Annotated in this window: 16 protein-coding genes; 3 read left to right on the top strand and 13 right to left on the bottom strand. The window is 72.6% G+C overall.

The features are described from left to right. The first annotated feature begins 228 nt into the window (after positions 1 to 228). Together F4561_RS18995 and F4561_RS18990 are read left to right on the top strand one after the other, a co-directional pair. Entirely contained in the window at positions 229 to 1,017 is a 789-nt protein-coding gene (locus tag F4561_RS18995) for an enoyl-CoA hydratase-related protein (RefSeq protein ID WP_184580743.1), read from the top strand. A 73-nt stretch (positions 1,018 to 1,090) separates the two neighbouring features. Next, positions 1,091 to 1,744: an MBL fold metallo-hydrolase gene (locus F4561_RS18990; RefSeq protein ID WP_184580742.1), complete on the top strand. Its 654-nt coding sequence runs from the start codon at positions 1,091 to 1,093 to the stop codon at positions 1,742 to 1,744. A 205-nt stretch (positions 1,745 to 1,949) separates the two neighbouring features. On the opposite strand, the gene F4561_RS18985 is transcribed toward F4561_RS18990, so the two are convergent. From F4561_RS18985 to F4561_RS18965, 5 genes are all read right to left on the bottom strand, one after another. Continuing rightward, the gene (locus F4561_RS18985; protein ID WP_184580741.1) at positions 1,950 to 2,378 is read right to left on the bottom strand and encodes a DUF5709 domain-containing protein; all 429 of its coding nucleotides are present in this window, start codon (positions 2,376 to 2,378) and stop codon (positions 1,950 to 1,952) included. Positions 2,379 to 2,458: 80 nt separating this feature from the next. Then, positions 2,459 to 2,884, bottom strand: a complete 426-nt coding sequence (locus F4561_RS18980; protein WP_184580740.1) for a DUF2203 domain-containing protein — start codon at positions 2,882 to 2,884, stop codon at positions 2,459 to 2,461. A 275-nt stretch (positions 2,885 to 3,159) separates the two neighbouring features. Further along, complete coding sequence (locus F4561_RS18975) at positions 3,160 to 5,730, bottom strand: CHAT domain-containing protein (protein ID WP_184580739.1); 2,571 nt, start codon at positions 5,728 to 5,730, stop codon at positions 3,160 to 3,162. A 242-nt stretch (positions 5,731 to 5,972) separates the two neighbouring features. Continuing rightward, entirely contained in the window at positions 5,973 to 6,446 is a 474-nt protein-coding gene (locus tag F4561_RS18970; protein WP_184580738.1) for a hypothetical protein, read from the bottom strand. A gap of 1 nt (position 6,447) precedes the next feature. Continuing rightward, positions 6,448 to 6,981, bottom strand: a complete 534-nt coding sequence (locus F4561_RS18965) for an RNA polymerase sigma factor (protein WP_246437233.1) — start codon at positions 6,979 to 6,981, stop codon at positions 6,448 to 6,450. 255 nt (positions 6,982 to 7,236) lie between these two features. Here F4561_RS18965 and F4561_RS18960 point away from each other — a divergent pair, with 255 nt between their 5' ends. Beyond that, positions 7,237 to 7,731, top strand: a complete 495-nt coding sequence (locus tag F4561_RS18960; RefSeq protein ID WP_312885376.1) for a DUF3145 domain-containing protein — start codon at positions 7,237 to 7,239, stop codon at positions 7,729 to 7,731. A gap of 189 nt (positions 7,732 to 7,920) precedes the next feature. On the opposite strand, the gene F4561_RS18955 is transcribed toward F4561_RS18960, so the two are convergent. From F4561_RS18955 to F4561_RS18920, 8 genes are all read right to left on the bottom strand, one after another. Further along, a complete protein-coding gene (locus F4561_RS18955) occupies positions 7,921 to 8,406 on the bottom strand; it encodes a DUF1707 SHOCT-like domain-containing protein (protein WP_312885375.1) in 486 nt (161 codons plus the stop codon). A 134-nt stretch (positions 8,407 to 8,540) separates the two neighbouring features. After that, complete coding sequence (locus F4561_RS18950; protein ID WP_184583842.1) at positions 8,541 to 8,969, bottom strand: DUF1707 SHOCT-like domain-containing protein; 429 nt, start codon at positions 8,967 to 8,969, stop codon at positions 8,541 to 8,543. Positions 8,970 to 9,282: 313 nt separating this feature from the next. Then, complete coding sequence (locus tag F4561_RS18945) at positions 9,283 to 10,113, bottom strand: 3'(2'),5'-bisphosphate nucleotidase CysQ family protein (protein ID WP_184580735.1); 831 nt, start codon at positions 10,111 to 10,113, stop codon at positions 9,283 to 9,285. Then, on the bottom strand, positions 10,110 to 11,114 hold the full coding sequence (locus F4561_RS18940) for an ATP-grasp domain-containing protein (protein ID WP_184583840.1): 1,005 nt from the start codon (positions 11,112 to 11,114) through the stop codon (positions 10,110 to 10,112). The genes F4561_RS18945 and F4561_RS18940 overlap by 4 nt, the downstream gene beginning before the upstream one ends. A 281-nt stretch (positions 11,115 to 11,395) precedes the next feature. Further along, positions 11,396 to 12,040 (bottom strand): HAD family hydrolase, encoded by a 645-nt coding sequence (locus tag F4561_RS18935; protein WP_184580734.1) that lies wholly within the window; start codon positions 12,038 to 12,040, stop codon positions 11,396 to 11,398. Between the two features lie 123 nt (positions 12,041 to 12,163). After that, positions 12,164 to 12,700 carry a YbhB/YbcL family Raf kinase inhibitor-like protein gene (locus tag F4561_RS18930; RefSeq protein ID WP_184580733.1) on the bottom strand — a complete coding sequence of 179 codons (537 nt, stop codon included), beginning with the start codon at positions 12,698 to 12,700 and terminating at the stop codon, positions 12,164 to 12,166. Positions 12,701 to 12,774: 74 nt separating this feature from the next. After that, positions 12,775 to 13,491: a PIG-L deacetylase family protein gene (locus F4561_RS18925; RefSeq protein WP_184580732.1), complete on the bottom strand. Its 717-nt coding sequence runs from the start codon at positions 13,489 to 13,491 to the stop codon at positions 12,775 to 12,777. Between the two features lie 255 nt (positions 13,492 to 13,746). Continuing rightward, positions 13,747 to 18,363, bottom strand: a complete 4,617-nt coding sequence (locus F4561_RS18920; protein ID WP_184580731.1) for an SCO7613 C-terminal domain-containing membrane protein — start codon at positions 18,361 to 18,363, stop codon at positions 13,747 to 13,749. Positions 18,364 to 19,332 lie beyond the last annotated feature (969 nt).

The raw sequence follows: 19,332 nt of genomic DNA, 5'->3' as shown, positions 1-19,332 counted from the left end.
CAGCGGGCAGGCTCCTGCGCCTGGGCGCTGTGCGGTCCCACCCCGGCGCCCGGGCGGCGTAGCCGGCGAAGGCCTGAGCGCCCGGCTGTTCGCGGGAATCGGCGCAGCGGACACGGCGCCGGTCCGGCCGCGCGCGAACCCGGCACGATGCACGAGAATCGGTTTGCGGCCGCCCGCGGTGGCACGGGCGGCGGTACGGGCAACCAGCACCAGGGAGGCGATCCGACCATGGCCGAAACCGCGGAACCACCGATACGGCGAAGCACCGACCGCGGTATCGCCACGCTCACCCTGGACTCCCCGGACAACCGGAACGCCCTGTCGGCGCGGCTGCGCGCTGACCTCGCCGAAGGGCTGGCCGATGCCATGGCCGACGACGATGTCCGGGCCGTTGTGCTCACCGCGACCGGTCCCGCGTTCTGCGCCGGAGCGGACCTGAAGGAGGTGGCCGCGCAACGGGCCGGGCACACGCCCGAGCCGGCCGACGCGCCCGCGATGGCGGATCTGTTCTCGGCGATCATGGAGGCGCCCAAGCCGGTTGTCGCGTTGCTGAACGGCCCGGCGCGGGCGGGCGGCATCGGTCTGGTCGCCGCGGCCGACATCGCCATCGCGCCGGAGGAGGCCACGTTCGCGTTCACCGAGGTCCGCATCGGCCTCGTTCCGGCGATCATCTCGGTCCCCGTTATGGCCCGGATGCACGACCGCCAGCTCAGCCGGTACTTCCTCACCGGCGAGACCTTCGATGCCGCTACGGCCGCCGCGGCGGGCCTGCTGACCTGTGCGGTCCCGGCCGAGGAGGTCGCGGTGGTGGGCGACCGGATCCTGGACGGCCTGCGCGGGGCCGCGCCGCGCGCACTGGCCCGCACCAAGGCGCTGCTGGACGAGCCCGGGGCCGCCGCCCGTCCGGCCGCGTTCGCCGAGATGGCGGCGCTGTCCGCGGAATTCTTCGCCAGCGACGACGCCGCAGAGGGCCGCGCCGCCTTCTTCGAGAAACGCGCGCCTCGCTGGGCCCGGTGACGTCCCAGGACAGGCAGGTAGCACCGGCATCCCGCCATGGCGCGCCACGCGGCGTGGCGTCACAATAGGGGTCGTGACTTACTCCGGAGATACGCGGGTCGGGGGACCCGCCGACGTACGAAAACTGCCCCATGTGAGTATCAGCAAGCTCGCTGTGGGCCCCATGGACAACAACACCTACCTGCTGCGCTGCAACGCCACCGCTGAGGCGGTGCTCATCGACGCTGCGAACGAGGCCGACCGGATCCTGGAGCTCATCGGCTCCGCCGGCCTGTCCCGGGTCGTGACGACCCACCGGCACCAGGACCACTGGCAGGCGCTCGCCGAGGTGGTGGGCGTGACCGGCGCCCGCACAGTGGCGCACCCGATCGACGGCGAGGAGCTGCCGGTGTCGGTGGACGACCCCGTCGAGCACGGTGACGTGGTCCCGGTCGGCCAGGTTGAGTTGCGGGTGATCCACCTTCGCGGGCACACACCGGGGTCGATCGCGTTGCGCTACGACGACCCGGAGGGGCGTACCCACCTGTTCACCGGCGACAGCCTGTTCCCCGGCGGGGTGGGAAAGACGTGGGACGAGACCGACTTCCGCTCGCTGCTGAGCGATGTCGAGGAGCGCGTCTTCGCCGCGATGGACGACGACACGTGGGTCTACCCGGGGCACGGTCGCGACACGACCCTGGGGGCGGAGCGCCCGCAGCTCCCTGAGTGGCGCGTCCGCGGCTGGTGAGACCGCCTGCGAGCTGGCCCGGACAGGTCCGCTGCCTGCCGGCCGTAGGAACCATAGAACGAGAGCGGAGGTGCGGCCCGGTCGTGCCCGTCGCGGAGGACGGCATGTTCCGGGACGGGCCTGCCCGGGAGAGGTGCGGGCGGCGGCGCGTATGGCCGCGCCGGCCACCCGCCCCGGCGACACCGGTGCGTCTCCGGGCCCGCGCTCAGGCCGTGCCGGGTGTCTCCTCCTCGGTATGGATGGCCTGCTCCTCAGGGCTGTAGGCACCGCGGTCCTCGCCGGCGTCCTCGGCGATCAGCGTCTCCTCGCGGTCCTCGCGGATTCCCTCGTCCTCCTCGACCAGCCGCATTCCCCGGTCCTCGCCGCCGGCCGGTGCGTGGCGGGGAGCGCCGTGCGGGGGCGCACTGGCGTCCTCCGCCTCCTCTGCCTCGGGCTGTTCCCGGGACAGAGCGCTGTCCAACGGTTCTCCGGCCTCCGTGTCGGTGCCAACGGGGCCGTGCTCGCCCATCGACGACGGCTCGTCACGGGGCAGGGCCTGCTCCTCCGTGCTGTCCTCCTGTGCGGGCAGGCCCGCACCCTCCCAGTCGGCCGCCGCGTCGTTGATGGGGTCGTGGTCGACGCGTTTCTCGTCCATATTCGGCCGCTAACCGGCCCGCAGGGGGTGTATGCGGGGTGCCGTCACCCGGATTTGCGTGAACGCGCTGGTCAGTGCGCTTAGCCCTCGGTGGTGGTGGGCGGGAGGGGACGACGGCCGATGAAGCCGAGTTCGCTGCGGTGGTACCAGGCGAGTTCGGACTCGCTTTCGAGCCAGCACAGCCGCACCGAGATGCCGTCGAGGAGCGCGGGAAAGTCGATGAGGATCGGCGAAAGCCCCTTTACCTCGATTCCCTGTTCCGGGAACCAGCTCTGGAGCTCGCTGAACCGCGCCTCCATCGCCTTCAGCTCCGGCCGGCCGCCCAGCGCGGAGTCACCCCCGGCGCGCAGGTCGGCCGCGAGTTCGGCGAGGTCCGCCCGAAGGGTCACGAGCTCGGACACGCGTTCGCGTACTTCGGGCATCAGGGCCCGGGCCTCGCTGAGCGCGAACACGCGGGGCTCGCCGGAGCCGGTTCCGCCAGAGGGCGGAATGACGTCGTCGTCCATCAGATCCTCCTGAGGAGACCACCGGCTTGCGCCGGTGGGGGAGTCAGGTTGCCCCGCGTAGTGGGACAGGGAAAGCCGGATTGCCGCTGGGCGATACGGCGTTCGCCACAGCCTGCGTCTGCTGTACCCGTGACCTTGGTATCAGGGCCGGGCTGGTCCTTCCCGCCGCCTGAACGACGACAGGAGAATCCCGCGACGTCAGTCGCGGGAGGAGTCACACCGGAACGCTATCGGTCACCCGAGGAGCATTGACACCGGAGTCCCAGTGGGCGCCGTCAGCCGGCTCCGAAGCACACGAAACCGGAGCCGGCCAGGTGCGTGGCGACCGCCTGGGCCGGCGGCGCGCCCGCCGCCAGAGCGTCGTGGAAACCGGCCATGACCGCGGCGGTCTTGTGGTCGCTCACCGGCAGCACCCCGGCGACAACGGTGGCTCCGCCCGCGGCGAGGAGGGCCGTTCCCAACCCCAGCGGGAACCCCCCGGGTGCGGCCTGCGAACGGCCGCCCCAGCACGACGACAGGACGGTGAGCGCTGGTGTGCGCGACAACCGTTCCAGGTCGTAGGCGAACAGGGGGCCGTCGGCCAGGGTGAGCCCCGACAGCATTGGCGTGCCGGCGGGTGCGTATCCGTGCGCGCTGAGGTGCGCGACACCGCAGTGGTCCAGTTCCCCCAGGACGTCCGGGACGCGCGCCTCGGGCCCGACGAGCACGGTGGAGTCCGGATAGCGCTGGCGCAGCGACCGTACTTCGGCTGCGGCTCCGTCGAGCCCGGGACCGGCCGCGAGCAGCATCTTCCGCGTGCCCTGATCGCTCGCCGCCGCCCGGCGCCGGCAGTCGAGCCATGCGCGTCCCGACGGGACCACGGTGACCGCGCGCCCGGACAATCCCTCAAGCATGCCCCACGGAAGGTCCTGGGCATAGGGCGCCGGAGCGATGACCAGCGGTCGGGAGCCGACCGCGGCGGCGACTGGCGCAACGAGCAACCGCTCCAGATGCGCGGCCGGGCCGGCGACTCCGGACCCCCGGGCGGCGGGGCCGAACGGGGCCGAGCGTGCCGCGAGCAGCAACTTCGCCGCGGCGTCGGCGATGTCGGCGGGCGGGCCCAAAGGATGTGCGCGGGCCACACCGTCGACGAGCGTGATCCCCACGGCCTCGCGGTGCGTGCGGGCGAAGCAGACAAACGCGCGATCCCCCAGGGCCGCGGCCAGCTCCGCGGTCGCCGGTGCGTGCGGCGCGGAGGGCGCGCCCGGCCGCGCGCACGCGCGGTGCCATTGTGCGCCGCCAAGCTGGGGAGCGAGCCGGCGCAGCTCGTCCAGGGCGTCGTCGTCGCCGGCGGACGCGCGGGCGTGGGCCGCACGGCAGCGCTCCAGCAACCGGGTCCAACTCGCGTCCCGGCAGCGCTCGGGAAGCGGGGAGAGCGCGCGTCCGTACTCGATCCAGTGGAGTGCCGTGGCGGTATCGCCTGCCCGCAGCGCGATCTCGGTTCCCGCGTTGGCAACCTCGCGCTCCTGGGTATGGGCGTGCGCCTGGAGCTCCAGGTGCGGTGTCGTGGCCGGGGGACCGGGCCGGGAAGGGGCGCTCAGCAGCGCCCGGTGCGCACCGCGGTGGTCGTGGCCGGCGAGGGCGCGCAGTGCGGCGCGGTACCGGGGTTCGGGGTCGGCCAGTGAGGGAGGGCCCACAGGCGCCGCTGTGACGCAGTGTGCGCGGACCCGTTCGGCGCCGGCGACCGTGGGGGCGGCCGGGCCACTGCCGGTGGCTGTGGCAGTGCCAGTGCTGCTGCTTCCGGCGTCGGGGACCGAGTCCACGATCCCGGCGCCGGACCGGAGGGCGGCGGTCGTGGTGCGGTGGTCCTCCGGTGCCAGTGGCGCGTGGTCGCCGGGCATGGCGACAGCGGCGCGTTCCACCCGGCGGGCCAGGCGGGCCCACAGCGAGTCGGGAGCGGACCCGGACCGGACACGGCGGGCCTGGGCCAGCGCGGCGTCGCGCTGGCCGGCGCGCAGGTGGATCCTGGCTTTCAGTAGTTGGGCGATGGCCTCGTCGGCGGCGGCGCTGGCTGTGGTGTTCCCGGCGGCCGGCGCCGCGCTGAGGAGCCGCGCGGCCTCGCGGGCCATGCCGGCGGCCAGCAGCGCCTCGGCGTGGTCGAGGGCCAGTGCGGCGCGGCGGCTCGCGGGCACGAGGGTGGCCGCTGTGGTGAACTGGGCAACCGCCTGGGCGATGTCGCCGTTGCGAACGGCGAGGCAGCCCAGGTTCTGCTGGGTGACACCGCGGAGGTAGCCGAGTGAGTGCTCCTCGGCGAGGGCGAGAGCGTGCCGCAGGTCGGTAGCGGCCTCCGAGAGCCGTCCGGAGTAGAGCAGCGCCAGCCCGCGGTTGCTGAGCAGGCCGGCCAGTACGCGGTCGTCGGAGCGGGGGAGTAGTAGTTCGTGGGCCGAGTCGAAGCTGGTGACAGCGGAGTCGAACCGTCCCCGCTGCGCCGCCGCGACGCCGCGGTGCACCAGGGTGAGCGTTGCCGCCGACTTGGTCGTGGCGGTCAGGCGGTCGAGCGATGCGCCCGCGACTCCGCTCTCGCCGCGTAACGCCCGCAGCCCCTGGTGGGAAGCACGGGCGTGGGCGGCCGACTCGGCCAGGCCGGCCCGTTCAGCCACGGCGGCCGAGCGGCGCAGCAGCGCGCGGGCGGCCTCGGTCTCGCCGAGCTCGCGCCGGGCGAGGCCCATGATCCGCAGGGCGGTGGAGCGCGTGCCCGCGTCGGGCGTTCCGGAGAGGGCCCGCTCGGCACGTCGCAGGGCCTCGCGTGGCCCGCGCGCGATCAGTGCGACCGGAAGGTGGACATCCTCGGCACACGGAACCGCCATGGAAAAGGGCCCTTTCTCTGGATGAGCTCACCCGTGCTCCGACGCGGGAGCAAATTACCCAAAGTAATAACAGATGTCCGTACTGTTGACGAGGGGGGAAATGGGGATGGGGGACGGATCGCCGCCGATCGTGGAGCAAGGCAAAGGCGGTGATGCGCCGGGTGGGCGCCTGTCGGTGCTGGTGCCCGGTGGTCGCGCGGGCGACAGGGGCGCACGCCGGGTTCCGCGGGTGCGCGGCGTGCTCAGATGGCGATCCAGCGTGTGGTGACAGAGGGCTCGCTGGTGCGCTGGAACAGCAGGCTGACCGGGCCCTTCGGGACCCCGCGGGCGACGAACGCGCCGTTGGCGTCGATGTCGTGGCGGGTCACCCGGTAGGGACAGCGGACCTCGACCGTGGCCGCCTCCGCGGGGTCGATCTGGCCTACGATGTCGCGCTGGCCGTCGATGGCGGTGATCTCCAGGCGGACCTCGACACCCGGGGCGCGTAGCCACACGTAGCGGGGGGCGCCGAGGGGGCTCTCGCCGTCGCGCAGGTCGCCGCGCGGGGAGTCGACGCCGTCCTCGTGCACGTCGGCGAACACGGAGTCGGAGCGGCGCGCAGCGAAGGCGGCGCGGACGGACGCGCGCATGGTGTCCGGCATGGGGCCCGGGCCGCCATCTCCGCGAAGCGACGCGAGGACACGCTCGTCTTCGCTCGCGTCGTAGCCGTCGGGCATGTCAGGCACCTTCCCACTCGTACTCGTCGGTGAGCATCCGGCGAAGCCGCCTGCGCACCCGCCGCCTGATCCCTGCCACCTGTTCCGATTCGAGCCCGGCGAAGTCGGCGACGTCGGCGGCCGGCGCCCGCGGTGCGTAGAGCTCCAGCGCCGCGACCGTGCGGTCGGGCTCGCTCAGTCCCGCGATCGCCCGACGCACCTGGCGGGCGCGCTCGGCGTCGATGTGCAGCGATTCGGGGTCGCCCCCGCCGGGGCGCTCCAGGAACGCGGGGTCGGTGGGGGCGGTGCGGCGCGCCAGCCGCATCTGCTTGCGGCACTCGTAGTGCGCGGTCGTGGCGAGCCACGCGCCCACTCGCTCGGGCGCACGAAGCCGGTCCAGGTTCTCGGCGAGGTTGAACCAGACCGTCTGTTCGGCGTCCTGGGCGTCGTGGGGCAGCAGCCCGTAGGACCGGACGACGGACCAGACCAGGCGTGCGTAGCGATCGATCAGGCACTCCCACGCGTGGGTATCGTTCGCTTGTGCGCGTTTTACCAACTCCGCTGTGGGTAACTGACTGCCGGACTGGTCGCTCACCCGCACCCCTCGAGTCTCACCGCTCCCGCCACGTGCGGGAATCACGGTAACCGGCAGCTTGGGGATGTGTGGGGCGAGGGCCGGAAGTGGTCAATGTGGCCCTGGCGCGGTGAAAACCCTTCGGGCACAATAGGGCGAGGAGAAACCAATCACGGACATCTCCTCTGTGGGTACGAGGGCGTCGGGGAAGCGCACTCGTTCGTATCAGGAGGTTCGGTGTCCGCACGTGGCGTCTTGTACGTCCACTCCGCGCCTGCGGCGCTGTGCCCACACGTCGAGTGGGCGGTCGCGGGCGTAGTCGGCGTGCCTGTGAAACTTGATTGGGACAATCAGCCAGCCGCTCCGGGGACGCAACGCGCCGAGCTGAACTGGCAGGGCGTACCCGGGTTCTCGGCGGCGGTCGCTTCGGCCCTGAACGGCTGGCAACGCCTGCGGTTCGAGGTAACCGAGGAGGCCACCCCGGGATGCGACGGCGTCCGCTACAGCTACACGCCGACTCTTGGTGTCTTCACGGCTGTGACCAGCGCTTCCGGTGAGGTTCTGGTACCCGAGACCCGGTTGCGCAATGCCATGGAGCGTGCGGCCGCCGAGGGGATCGATCTCGCTGAGGAGCTCGACCGGCTCACCGGCCGGGTATGGGACGAAGAACTGGAGCCGTTCCGCTACGCGGGCGACGGCGCGCCGGTCAGGTGGCTGCACGCGGCGGGCTAGGGAGCGGCTCGGCCGGATCAGCGAGCGGCCGCCCCGACTGGGCCCGCTTCGCGATGGTGCGCCGGCACGGGCCCGGACGGCTGGTCGCGCGGCTCCGCCCGACCAGCGCTGTCCTGCGCACCCGAGCCCGAATCTGCCCGCTGGCGCCCGAAACATGAGCACAACCCGGCACCACCCGGGCCGGCGCCGTTAGCGGTCCGGGTCGCCGCGATCTGGCGGCGGGGGCGGCCCGCAGAATGGCTCCTGGCCGTGGCCACTCACCGAGCCGGCCAGCGTGAAGATGAACATGAACCCGATCGGGATCAGCGGCCAGAACGGCAGCAGAATGCCAGCGAACGCGCTGGTGATCGCCCAGATTCCGACGAGTATGAAGGAGATCGACGCCAGCCCTCGCCACGGCTCCAGGCGCCGCCGCCACATGGCCGCCTGCTCGGCCTCGGCGATCTCCGCCGGAGACCGCTCCGCGGGCTCCGCTGGCGGCGCGGGGATGTCGCTCGTGAGCTCACCGAGGTCGCCCATGGTTACGGAGCGCATGGCCTGTTCCAGGCGGTCGGTGTACTCGTCGAGCGTGAGCCGCCCCTCTTGCAGGGCGCGCGACAGACGTTCAGCGGTGGCGTCCCGGTCAGCGTCCGAGGCGCGCATCTGTTCCGGTGGTACCTGCCGTTCCTCGTACACGTTGCCCCCTCCCTACTATCGTAGGTGACTCCGGCGCGCGATGGGGGGTTTCCGCGGAGGCTGCTCCTCCGCGGGCACGATCCCCCAGCGCCGGCCGCGTGGTGGTCTGCGGCGAGAGCGAGGCAGGCCCCTGTTCACCTGCGACTGCCGGAGTTCTCGTCGGGCCAGATGGCTGCGGCGATCAGGATGGCGGCCCAGATGCCAAGAGGGACCAGCGGCCAGAACGGCAGCAGTGCTCCCCCCATGATGCTGGTGACGCCCCAGATCCCGGTCATGATGATGGCTCCGCCGAGCCACCAGCGCCATTCGTCGACCCAGTCCTTCCATGGCGAGGTGACTGATGACTGCTGCGCCGCGGCCCCGACGAGCTCGGCCTCGTCGTGCTCTGCCGGTGGCGGCGGTTCGGGCAGATCGGCGATGAGCGCGCGCAACTCCCCGATGACGACGGCGGTCATGGCTTCGTCGAGGCGGCGCTCGTATTCGGCTACATCGAGGCGGCCTTCGGACAGCGCGACAGCGAGACGTTCAGCGGTAGCGTCTCGGTCGGCATCCGAGGCGCGCATTCGACTCTCAGGGACGCGTTCGTCGTCCACCGCCCACCCCCTACCGAATGTTGATGGGGCTTTTCACGATACGCCGCGCCAGGGCCGGAGAAAAGTCGTCCAGCCGGGGGGGACTCGTGTGACGTGCATGAGGGTGCACGCCAGCGCGCTCGGCCGGATTCGGGGCATTTGCCCGGACAATGCGCATGTGACGGCCCAAGTGAGAGCTCCCTCGGGGCGCGGCTCGAGGCCGTCCAGAGCGACGATCAGTGATGCTCGTCACATTATGTGCCCGTTTCGTGCGTGGACGCGCGATACGGGCCCCGCGCCGGCGTCACTCCCCATTGGGTGGGAGCGTTCGGCACCAGCGGGCGACGGCGGCGCATGTCTCGGGGCTGGCCGCGCCGACCAGCCCCGAGTGCTCGAAACCGGCCCGGTACGGGAAGTCGGTGCCGTCGAGCCTGCTCAGCTTGCCGCCGATCTCGGTGAGCAGTAGTTCGGGTGCCGCTACGTCCCAGTCGCGCACCGGCACGTCCTTCACGAAGAGCTGGGCCGTTCCCTCGGCGATCCGGCACAGCTTGAGGGCGATGCTTCCGCACTCCAGATAACCGCTGTAGCCGAAGTGGTCGTAGACGGCGCGCGCGATGCCGTGCGGCCGCGGGGTGTTGTCGGTGAGGACCCCCTTGCCCGGGGGAGCCGGGCCGTGCGCCGCGAGGAGCCGTCCGTTCGCGGCCGCTCCCGACCCCCGAACCGCCGTGTACAGCACGTCGTGTTCGGGCGCGTAGATCGCCGACAGGGCCGGCCGGGTGCCGACCACCAGGGCGGCCTGCGTGACATAGCCGGCGAACCCGGCCGCGAAGCTGGCCGTTCCGTCGATCGGGTCGATCAGCCAGTAGCGGACGGGACGAGCGGAGGGCGTTCCGTGCGACGCCGGGTCCTCCTCGCTGAGAACCGGGATGGCCTCGTCGATCGCGGCCAACCGCGCGGCCAGTGCCTCGTGGGCCAGCGCATCAGCACGGGCCTTGAACTGGCTTCCTTCCCACTGCCCGCTCGTCGCCGCGGGGTCGGCACGCCATTCGCGCAGCAGCCCGCCAACGTGCAGTACCGCCGCGGAGGCCGCCTCCAGGAGGGCGTGTGGCCGCGGATAGACCGGCCGGCTGGTCACCGTGTCGCCGTGACCGAACGGGGAGTGCCACCGAGCCGGGCCTCTGCGGGCGCGATGCCGTGCGCGGTGAACTGGTCCTCGTCCAGGAACTCGTCGGCCCACCGGCGCACCATGACCACACCCTCGCTCCAGTCGTCGCTCAGGCGCGGCCCGTCCGCGGTGGCCTGCCGCAGCAGGCCCGTGATCTCGTCGACCCCGGCCGCCAGGGTGAGCGGCGAGGTCGAGGAGAACCGCGGGTTGATCTCGAAGATGCGCGGCTCTCCGTTGGCGTCGAGGGCGAGCTGGACGTTGAACGGGCCGTCGGCACGCAGCTCCCGCTGGACGGTGCGGCACACCTCAGCCACGAGCTCGCTTCGCCGCGTCACAGCGAACTTGGTGACGCCCCGCTTCAGGATGACCTCCTTGGGGACGACCGCCTGGACGGCGCCGTCGCGCCAGACCACGACGGAGACCGTGAACTCGGTTCCGGTGATGTTCTCCTGGACGACGAGGTCCTCGGCAGCGTAGGGGCCGTCGGCGAGCAGCCTGTTCAGTTCTTCGGCGGAGCCGCAGACGGAGACTCCGCGACTACCGCGGCCCGATCGCGGCTTGACCACCGCCGGGAACTTGGGGCTCCCGGACCATTCCGAGGCCAGACGGGTCTTGGGGATACCGAGGCCCGCCTCGGAAAGCCGCCGCATGAGCGCGTACTTGTCCAGGCAGGTGGCGATGAAATCCGGGCGCGGCAGCAGCACGGCGATCCCGTCGTCGGCGAGTTCGCCGACCGCGAGAAGCTCCTCGTCCACCAGGGGGACCAGTGCCGCGGCGCTCTCCTTGAGGCAGATGCCGCGGATCTCCGGGTAGAACTCATCGGTGTCCCCGGCGGGCACGAGATAGCTGCGGTCTGCCAGGTAGAGGCCGGGCGCCGTGGCGTCGACGTCCGTGGCGACGACACGGTAGCCCTGTCTGCGGAGGTGCAGGATAGCGCCGGAGGTCGAGGCCGAACCCGCGGTCGTGACCACGATGGTCGGATGGTCATGGAGCTGCTCTGCGGACACCGATGGACCCTTCCGATCGATATGAGTCGTGTGCGGTGATCGACGCGGGTACGCCTAGCGGGAACCGCGACGACGCCGGGATCCCCTTGAATTTCTCCACCGAGCCTAGAGCGCTGATCAGGAAAGCGCTGCATAATGGCCGGTTCCGGTTCTTCGGACAACCGAAGTACCTCGCTGCGCGTGTGGGCTAAGGGGACCACTGGACGCGTCCCCGGCGCACCTCCACGTACGCTGCAGCTTCGAGCCTAAAACGCGTCGAACCGGGCGGCCAGGAACGACTCAAGCTCTTGTGCATCCGAATAGTGATGGGCGTCGATCCCGAGCCCTTTGGCAGCGAGGACGTTCTCTTCGCGATCGTCGACGAAGGCGGTCTCCTCAGGCGCGACACCAAGGGTTGTGAGCACATGGGTGTAGACGGCCGGGTCCGGTTTGCAGGCGCCGAGGTCGCAACTGAAGAACAGGCTCTCGAAGGGGGTCATCAGAGGGGAGTGGCGCAGGGCGCCCGCCACGTCGTGCGGGGCGTTCGACAGCAGGGCGAGCCGCACGTCGCACTGGGCGAGCCGGCGCAGGAGCGCGGCGCTGACCGGCGACACCTCCAGCCACGATCCCACGTCGGTGGCCCATAGTGCCTGCACCCGCCCGGGGTCGGTGCTCGAATCCCAGTCCGCGCCGGCACGCTGGGCGATGCGGTCCCAGAACTCGTCCGGGGACGCGCCGGCGTCGAAACGCGGCCGCTCCGCCCAGTAGGCGGCCCAGAAGTCCGCGGCCGGAACGCTGGCGAGGCGCTCTATCTCGGTGCGCGCCCAAGAGGGCTGCGGCCGCGAGATCACCTCGCCGTAGTCGAAGATGACGGTGCTCATGACGGACCGGTCGGCACGTTCAGCGTCCATGCGGTACCCAACCCCACCAATACTTATGCGGCGGTGCGAACACACCCTTGTGCGCGCGCAATGCCCTTCTGCTGGCACACGCCGGGTCGTGCCCCGTGCGGGGCACGACCCGGCGGTCTGAAGTCACTTCTGCTCGAACACCGGAGCGATGATCGCGCGGCCGATGGCGTGGAAGAAAAGATTGAACCCGAGGTAGGCCGGGGTCGCCGAGTCGTCGATGCCGAGCGACTTCTCGCCCACGGCGTGTACCGCGAACATGTAGCGGTGCGGCCCGTGCCCCGCGGGCGGGGCGGCGCCGATGTAGCGCTTGGCTCCCGCGTCGTTGCGGATGGTGATCGCGCCGGCGGGTAGCCCGGAGCCGGTCTCGTCGCCGGCGCCAGAGGGCAGCTCGGTCACCGCTGCCGGGATGTCGAACACGGCCCAGTGCCAGAAACCGCTCGCGGTGGGGGCGTCCGGGTCGAAACAGGTCACGGTGAAGCTCTGGGTCCCTTCAGGGAACCCGCTCCACGCGAGGTGCGGGGAGACGTCCGAGCCCCCGGCACCCATGATTCCGCTGACCTGCGCCATCGGGAGTGTCTGGCCGTCAGCCACATCGTTGCTCGTCACGGTGAACGATGGGACGGCGGGCAGGAAGTCGTACGGGGAAGGTGGCTGAGCCACGGGTATGCCTCCTGGTCTCGTCTTGGGACAGGAACGTGTACGTTCCACGATTATCGTGCCACTCAGACCGCTGGCTACGCTGTGTTCACGATCTGGAACACTTCGGCGAGCCGGTCCTCGCCCAGGCCGCCCGCCGCCGCGTTCTTGCCGAGCCATTCGCGCAGGGCGGCGTCGAGCTCCGAGATGTCGCTGATCTGGCTGGCGTGCGCGGCGAGTGCCCCTATCTTCTGCTCGATGACATCGGTGATGTCGCAGTAGTGGTTCGGCGCGGAACCATGGACCAGCCACACCTCGGGCACGACCCACGGGGCCAGGTTCTCGCTGGCGAGCTCGGGGTGGGCGTGCGGGTTGCGGGCGTCGGGGTAGACGGCGTTGATCGCGGCCTCGCCCGTGGCGAGGTGGTCGGGGTGGCTCGGCGCGATGTGGCTCCAGTCGCGGTCGGGGCTCGGAATGATCATCCGGTGCGGCCGGACCTGGCGGATGACCCGGGCGATGTCGCGGCGCAGCTCCAGGCTCGGCATCAGGCGCCCATCGGGGTAGCCAAGGAAGCGCACGTCACGCACCCCGACGAGCTCGGCGGCCGCGGACTGTTCGGCGCGCCGTGTGGTGGCCATGTCCACGCCATCGCCGGTGCGGTCGTCGCCACCGGCATCGCCGTCGGTGACCATCAGGTAGGTGACCCCGACCCCGGCGTGGGTCCACGTGGCGACCGTACCGGCGCAGGAGAAATCCGCGTCGTCGGGATGCGCCATGACGACAAGCGCACGTTCGGGGCCGTTCTCCACTGGCATTCGCGCTTCCCTTCGGTGTGTCCGGCCGATTCACGACCACTTTCATGGTAAGAAGGCGCGTCGGCTCGGGATTCCCGGCATGCCGACCGCGGCGGGCCGGCGCGGGGCCAGCTCCGCGACCGTGCGAACCGCGCGGGGGAGCCGGTGGTGCGGCCCGGGAGCACGTGGTTGCCCCTGCCCTGGGGCGCGCACGGCCCGGCCTTCGGGCCGCGGCCGCTCAGGGGCGCGGTGCTCCGTTGCGACTGGCGTGGCACGTCAGTCCATCTCCCGGATCGCGCGTCCCAGCCTGCGCACGTCGCGCAGGGTGCGTTCGAAGCGTGCCCCGATCACGAGGAGCACCAGGCCGATGACGGCGACCGGGACCCACCGGTCGATCCGCAGCACCAGGTCGGCGAGGTAGCCACCGGACCCGTGGATCCCTACCACCAGCAGCACGGCGGCACCGACGAACAGTGGGGCCTGGAGGCGCCGCCACCCGCCGAGCAGGATGGCGGCCAGGGCGGTCACGGCCAGTAGCGCCGGGCGCAGCGGCCCGCCGCCGTCAGCGAAGAGGACCATGGCAAGCGTCGGCAGCATCGCGAGTGCCAGCCCCGGCCCGTAGGCGAGCCAGGAGCGGGGCGGCCCGGCCCTCGTCCCCGGGGAGGGGGCCTCGCCGGTGTTCGCGGCGCGGTGCTGGCGCCGCCAGTTCCAGCCGAGTGCCAATGCGGCGAGCGCGGGCACCGCGAGGTAGGGCTCGGGATCGGTGACCCGCAGCCAGCCCAGCAGGACCCACAGCGCCGCCAGGAGCAGGACGGCGCCCACCGGCCCCAGCCAGCCCCGATCGCGGCGCGGCGCGCTCGCCACGGCGGCCACGCCCAGCGCCGCGAGCGCGACGCTCGTCAGGTGGAGCCGTTCGGGGTCGCTGAGCGTCAGGCCCACTGCGACCACGGCCAGGGCGGCCAGAGAGCACTCGATCGCCAAGGTGACGGGGCGGGCGAGCCGCACCGCTCCCACCGATGCGGCGCCGCCGGCGATCACGGCGATCAGGGCGAGCGCGGCCACCGCCGCGGGCTGGCCGAGGGCGAGCAGCAGGGTGACCGAGAACGCCCCCGTGGCCAGGGTGGCGGCAACGGTGCTGCCGGTGATGACCGCGACGGAGCGCCCGAGAGTCGGGTAGCTGCCGGCGACCAGCCCGACCGCCAGCAGTGTCCCGATTGTGGTGGCCGGCGTGGCGAGCGCCCAGGTGAGCGCCATTACGGCCGGCCACAGCGCCAGCCCGCCGCACAGGACCGCGAGCGGCCCCGAACGGGCCCAGGCGGCGCCTGCGAGCAGAGACGCGGACACCAGCAGCAGCCAGCAAAGAGCCACTCCGAAATTGACGTCCCAGGCCGCGGCGGCCGGTGCCAGCACCGGCACCGCGAGCGCGGCGGCGGCGTACGCCAGGCGGCCGCGCGCGGCCTCCCGGCTCGCGGACCTGTTCCAGGCGAGCAGCAGGGTGGCGGCGGCGCCGAACGCGAGCACCGGAAGCAGCAGCGGATCGGCCGTCCCGGATACGCCGAAGGGGGAGAGCATCCCGGTGGCCACCCATGGCCGGTCCTGACCGGTCCACGGCGCGGCGAGCCACCCGTAGGGAGCGACCATGACGGCAACCCACCGCGTCAGTACCGACGCGGCCGCGCCCACCAGCGTGAGCAGAGCCAGCACCGTCGCGGCCCCGCGCCTGTCCTCGACGAGCGCCAGTGTCGCGAGCACCAGCGCTGACACCGCGGTGACCAGGCCGACCAGTTCGAGTGTGCCGAGTGTGCCGAGCGCGGTCGCGAGGGACCCGACCACCAGCGCGGTCCCGGCCATGCCGACGCCCGTGCGCTGCTCCGGGCGCCGCGTCAGCCACGGCAGCCAGCACAGCGCGGAGGCGCAGCCTGCCGCAGCCAGGCCCAGGAAGGGCAGCCAACGCGGGTCGGTGGCCGCCCCGGCGTGCGGCAGCGCCGCATACCCTGCGAGCACTGTTGCGCCCATTGTGGCGGTGGCGAGGAACGCCAGGCCCCCCGAGACCAACGGGGGCGCCCGCCGGGCCGGCGAGCTGGCGGCCGCCGCGGCGACGCCGGTACCGAGGGCGAGCGCGAACAGGGTGGCCACCGTGCGCCCCGGTGCCGCCAGCGACCACGCCGTCGCGAGGAGGAAGAGCACCGTGCCGGTGCCGGCCGCGGCGTAGCCGGGAGCCCCCGGGAACCGGCCGGCCACCACAAGGAGGGCCAGCGCGACGCCGGCCAGGACGGTCAGCACAACGGAGTAGGGAACGGCCAGCAGGGCCAGGATGAGCGGGACGGCGAGCCCGCCACCCGCCAGGGCGACCGCCGCGGCGGCGCCGCGCCCGCGGGCCGCGGCGGTGAGCAGGGCGAGCGCGAGCACACCCACCCCGTAGGAGAGCAGCGCCAGTGGGCTCCCGGCCCCAGCCATCAGGTCCGGCGCGGCGGCGGAAGCGTCGGCTGACCACGGGGTGCGGACCAGTGGCAGCGGAGCCAGCACGACGCGCACGAGCACGTCGGTCACCAGGAGGAGCGCGGCGGTTCCCGTGGTGAGCGCCACGGCGCCCAGCAGGCGGCCCGCCTGCTCCATCCCGGCGCCCTTGGGCTGGTTCTGGCCCAGGCCCACGTCGGCCGCGTTGGGCCACCGGGCGGCCTCCCGGTGGATATGAGGCGGTACCCCCTGGGCTTGGCGCAGCAGGAGGAGCGCGCTCAGGGCGAGCGCGGCGATGAGCGAGCTCAGGGCGATCCCGAGCGCGAGCAGGTGCGTACCGCCAGGCAGCGCCATACCCCAGGACGTGAGCATCGGGGCAAGGGCGGCCAGTACCAGGGTGCGCGCCTGGTCATCCCGGTTACCGGCCACCACCAGCCAGCCCGCCAGCGCCACCGCCAGACCGGCCACCGCGAGCGCGGCCAGCATCAGCACACCCCAGCCCGCCGAGAGCGCGGCGCAGGCCGCGACGGCAAGGCCGGTCGCGGTCAGCACGGCCGCGCCTGTGACCACGCGGCACAACGGTCCTGGCATCGACGGGACCCACGCGGCGGCCGAGGTGGTCAGCAACAGCGCGGCCAGGGTCAGGACCGTCGCCGCGGGGGTCACAAGAGCGCCGCTGATCGCGAGCGCGCCCGGCGCCCCGGCCAGCGCCAGCGCGGTCCAGCAGAGGCGGGCGCGCCACTCTGGCGTGGTCTGCTCTCGCGCGTTGCGCCCGGTCGGCCCCGCGGCCACCGCGGTGGCCACGGCGACCAGCGCGGCGGTCGCGGCCACCAGGGCAGCGACGGTCGTCGGGTGCGGAAGCCACTGCGCTCCCAGAACAGCGGCGAGCACGCCCGTGGCGAGGGCCGGGGGGCCGATGATGTCCGGGCGCCTCCCCGGGATGCGCATGGCCCGGGCCGCGGCCAGTGCCGTAGCGCCGGCCGCGGTGGCGAGCAGGGTCACCGTCGCCGCGGGATCCGGTGCGAACGCCGTGGGGGCGCCGAGGGGACCTTCCCACGGCGCCGCGATCCAGCGGAGCTGGTCGCCGAGCGAGGAGAGGGCGGGCAGCCCGAACCAGCCCACCAGCCCGAGCGAGACCGCGCTCGTGTACGTGGGACCTGGAGTGCGGGCCGCGGGAAGCCGCAGCACCACTGCGGCGGCAAGAGTCGAGAGCGCCCATACGGGCGGTATCCACTGCGCCGCCCCGAGCACGGCGGCCGTGGCCGGGGCCGCCGCGATCCAGGCGGCGGTGGCCGCGCCCGCCGCTGCCTGCTGTCCGGCCGGCGACACCCGGATCCGGGAGTCCAGCAGCATGACACCACCCGCCAGCACCAGCACCGCGGCGGTCCACCAGCCCGGTACCGGTGCGGACGCGCTCGCCAGTTGGGTGCCGAAGGCCAGCATGCCCACGACGACGCCGAGCGCCCATGCGGCGGCGCCGAGGAACCGGGGCAGCGCGCGCGGGTAGCCCGCACGGACTTTCGCCACCAGCAGCGCGTTGCCCGCGGAGGTGAGCAGCAGCGCCGGGGCGGTGGTGAACTCCGGCGGCAGCGAGGGTGCGAGCGCCAGTGCCGCGAGAGCCGGCGCTGGCTGCGCGAGCAGCAGTGCGCCCACCCGCGGGGCGCTCGGCATGGCGGAGAGGCCGTAGGTGAGCACCGCCGGGTAGATGGCCAGCACGGCGGCGATGGCCACGAGAGCGCCAGCGGCGAATCCGGGGTTCGGTACCGCGCTGGTGCCCCCCACGGTCCACAACGCGAACGCGTCCAGGCACAGCAGGAGGGCGGCCAGGGAGGCGACGGTCTCGGCGGTGGCCCGCATGTCGTACCGCAGCAGCGGTCGGGGGACGTAGCCGACCAGTGCGGTCAGCACCCCGAGAACGCCCGCGCGGCCGGCCAGGCCGAGGTCGCCCCAACTGACAACAGTGAACACGACGAAGGCGATCGCCAGGAGCAGCCCACCGAGCGTCAGGAGGAGGTTCTGCACCGACCGCGTGGAGATCTCCCGCAGCCGCCGCGCCGCCGATGGGCGGGCCTCCCGCGCCGGCTGCCGGGGGGCGCTCCCCGGCTCGGCGTCCCCTGCCGGCGCGGGTGCCGCCGAGCGGGGAGGAACATCGGGTGGGGCGCCCTGTGCCGGTGGGCCGGGGGCCTGCGCCGCGGCGAGCCGCTGCTCGTGCAGCCACTTGTGCCGCTGCTGGTACTCCGCCAGAAGCTCGGCGTAGCGGTGCTGGAGCGAGCCGCGTTCCTGGTCGAGGTGCTGGATCCGCGCCTTCACGCTTTCCATCTCGGCGGCGACCCGGGTAAGGCGGGCTTCCGCGCACGCGTCGCACGGGGTGCTCGCCGAGCCGCCACATGAGGGGCAGGTGGTGGGCGGGCCGGAGTTGGGGTGGGACGTGCTCATGCTCACTTTCGATGCGGCGTTGTCGCACGGCGTTCTACGGAGTTACTGACTGGTAACATTCGGGTTCGGTCGGCCGCTTACGCGGAGCGCGGGAGCGGCCCAGGCCGCGGGAAGGGGGCCGGCGCCCGCGCGAAGCGCCGCCCGACCCTATCCCGAGGGCCGCCGCATGCGCCCAGTCGGCGAGGCCGGCGCTGGGTTCGGGTGGCGAGTGTCGGTGTGGTGGGTGCGTGGTGCGGCGCCCAACGGGGCGGCGAGGGCGCCGGATGGGCCGGCCCGCGGGGGTCGCGACTGGTGCCCGGTGGTCACGCACGCGACGAGGGCGGCGAAGGTTGGTGGGGTCCAGTCGGGGGGTGTCTGTGGGGACGTTCTCGGTGCTGTGCCGCGCCGAGACTGTCTGTGGGGACGTTCTCGGCGCCGAATCTGTCCGCACGGTCGGTTTCGGTGCGGCGTGAGCCCTCGCGCGCCCGCTATGTCTGGATTGTGAGCGGTCTGGGCGCTGATCTTGAGGATTGCGTTCCTTTACCGCGCGGCAAAGGAACGAAATCCTCAAGATCTATTGGTGCATGGTGGGGGTGCTGGGGTTGCTTCGACGGGAGTGGCTCTGGTGGGGCCGTGGGGTGACTCATTCAAGATCTGCCCACGCGTGTGTGGCTTATCGCTGACCTGTCCACCGCGGCCCGCGCGCGGGACCCTGGGCGGGAGTGACCTGATAGAAGCCTGCTGAGCTCAGCGCCAAAATCGGACGTAGCGGACACACGCGGGCGGGCAGCGGAGATCCCAAGCCCCACGCCGGGCGAGATCAGCCACCCCGGGGCCACCCGCCGTCCTCGCTGCCCTCGTCGGGCGCGCCACAACCGGGCACCCGCACCGATCACTGCGGGCTGGCCCACCACCAACCTTCGCCGCTCCCGTCGCGTGCGCCACCACCGGGCACCAGGAGCGACTACCGGGGGCCGGCCCATCAGGCGT

The organism is Lipingzhangella halophila (genome assembly GCF_014203805.1).
Classification (GTDB): Bacteria; Actinomycetota; Actinomycetes; order Streptosporangiales; family Streptosporangiaceae; genus Lipingzhangella; species Lipingzhangella halophila.
Note: the sequence above shows the minus strand (reverse complement) of the source record. Positions and strands in the feature narration are given on the sequence as shown.

Bases quoted from the DNA above. Each gene is read 5' to 3' on its own strand.
- F4561_RS18975 (WP_184580739.1), bottom strand. From the start codon at position 5,730: ATGGCGGTTCCGTGTGCCGAGGATGTCCACCTTCCGGTCGCACTGATC.
- F4561_RS18950 (WP_184583842.1), bottom strand. From the start codon at position 8,969: ATGCGCGCCTCGGATGCCGACCGAGACGCTACCGCTGAACGTCTCGCT.
- F4561_RS18980 (WP_184580740.1), bottom strand. From the start codon at position 2,884: ATGGACGACGACGTCATTCCGCCCTCTGGCGGAACCGGCTCCGGCGAG.
- F4561_RS18935 (WP_184580734.1), bottom strand. From the start codon at position 12,040: ATGGACGCTGAACGTGCCGACCGGTCCGTCATGAGCACCGTCATCTTC.
- F4561_RS18920 (WP_184580731.1), bottom strand. From the start codon at position 18,363: ATGAGCACGTCCCACCCCAACTCCGGCCCGCCCACCACCTGCCCCTCA.
- F4561_RS18970 (WP_184580738.1), bottom strand. From the start codon at position 6,446: ATGCCCGACGGCTACGACGCGAGCGAAGACGAGCGTGTCCTCGCGTCG.
- F4561_RS18985 (WP_184580741.1), bottom strand. From the start codon at position 2,378: ATGGACGAGAAACGCGTCGACCACGACCCCATCAACGACGCGGCGGCC.
- F4561_RS18925 (WP_184580732.1), bottom strand. From the start codon at position 13,491: ATGCCAGTGGAGAACGGCCCCGAACGTGCGCTTGTCGTCATGGCGCAT.
- F4561_RS18995 (WP_184580743.1), top strand. From the start codon at position 229: ATGGCCGAAACCGCGGAACCACCGATACGGCGAAGCACCGACCGCGGT.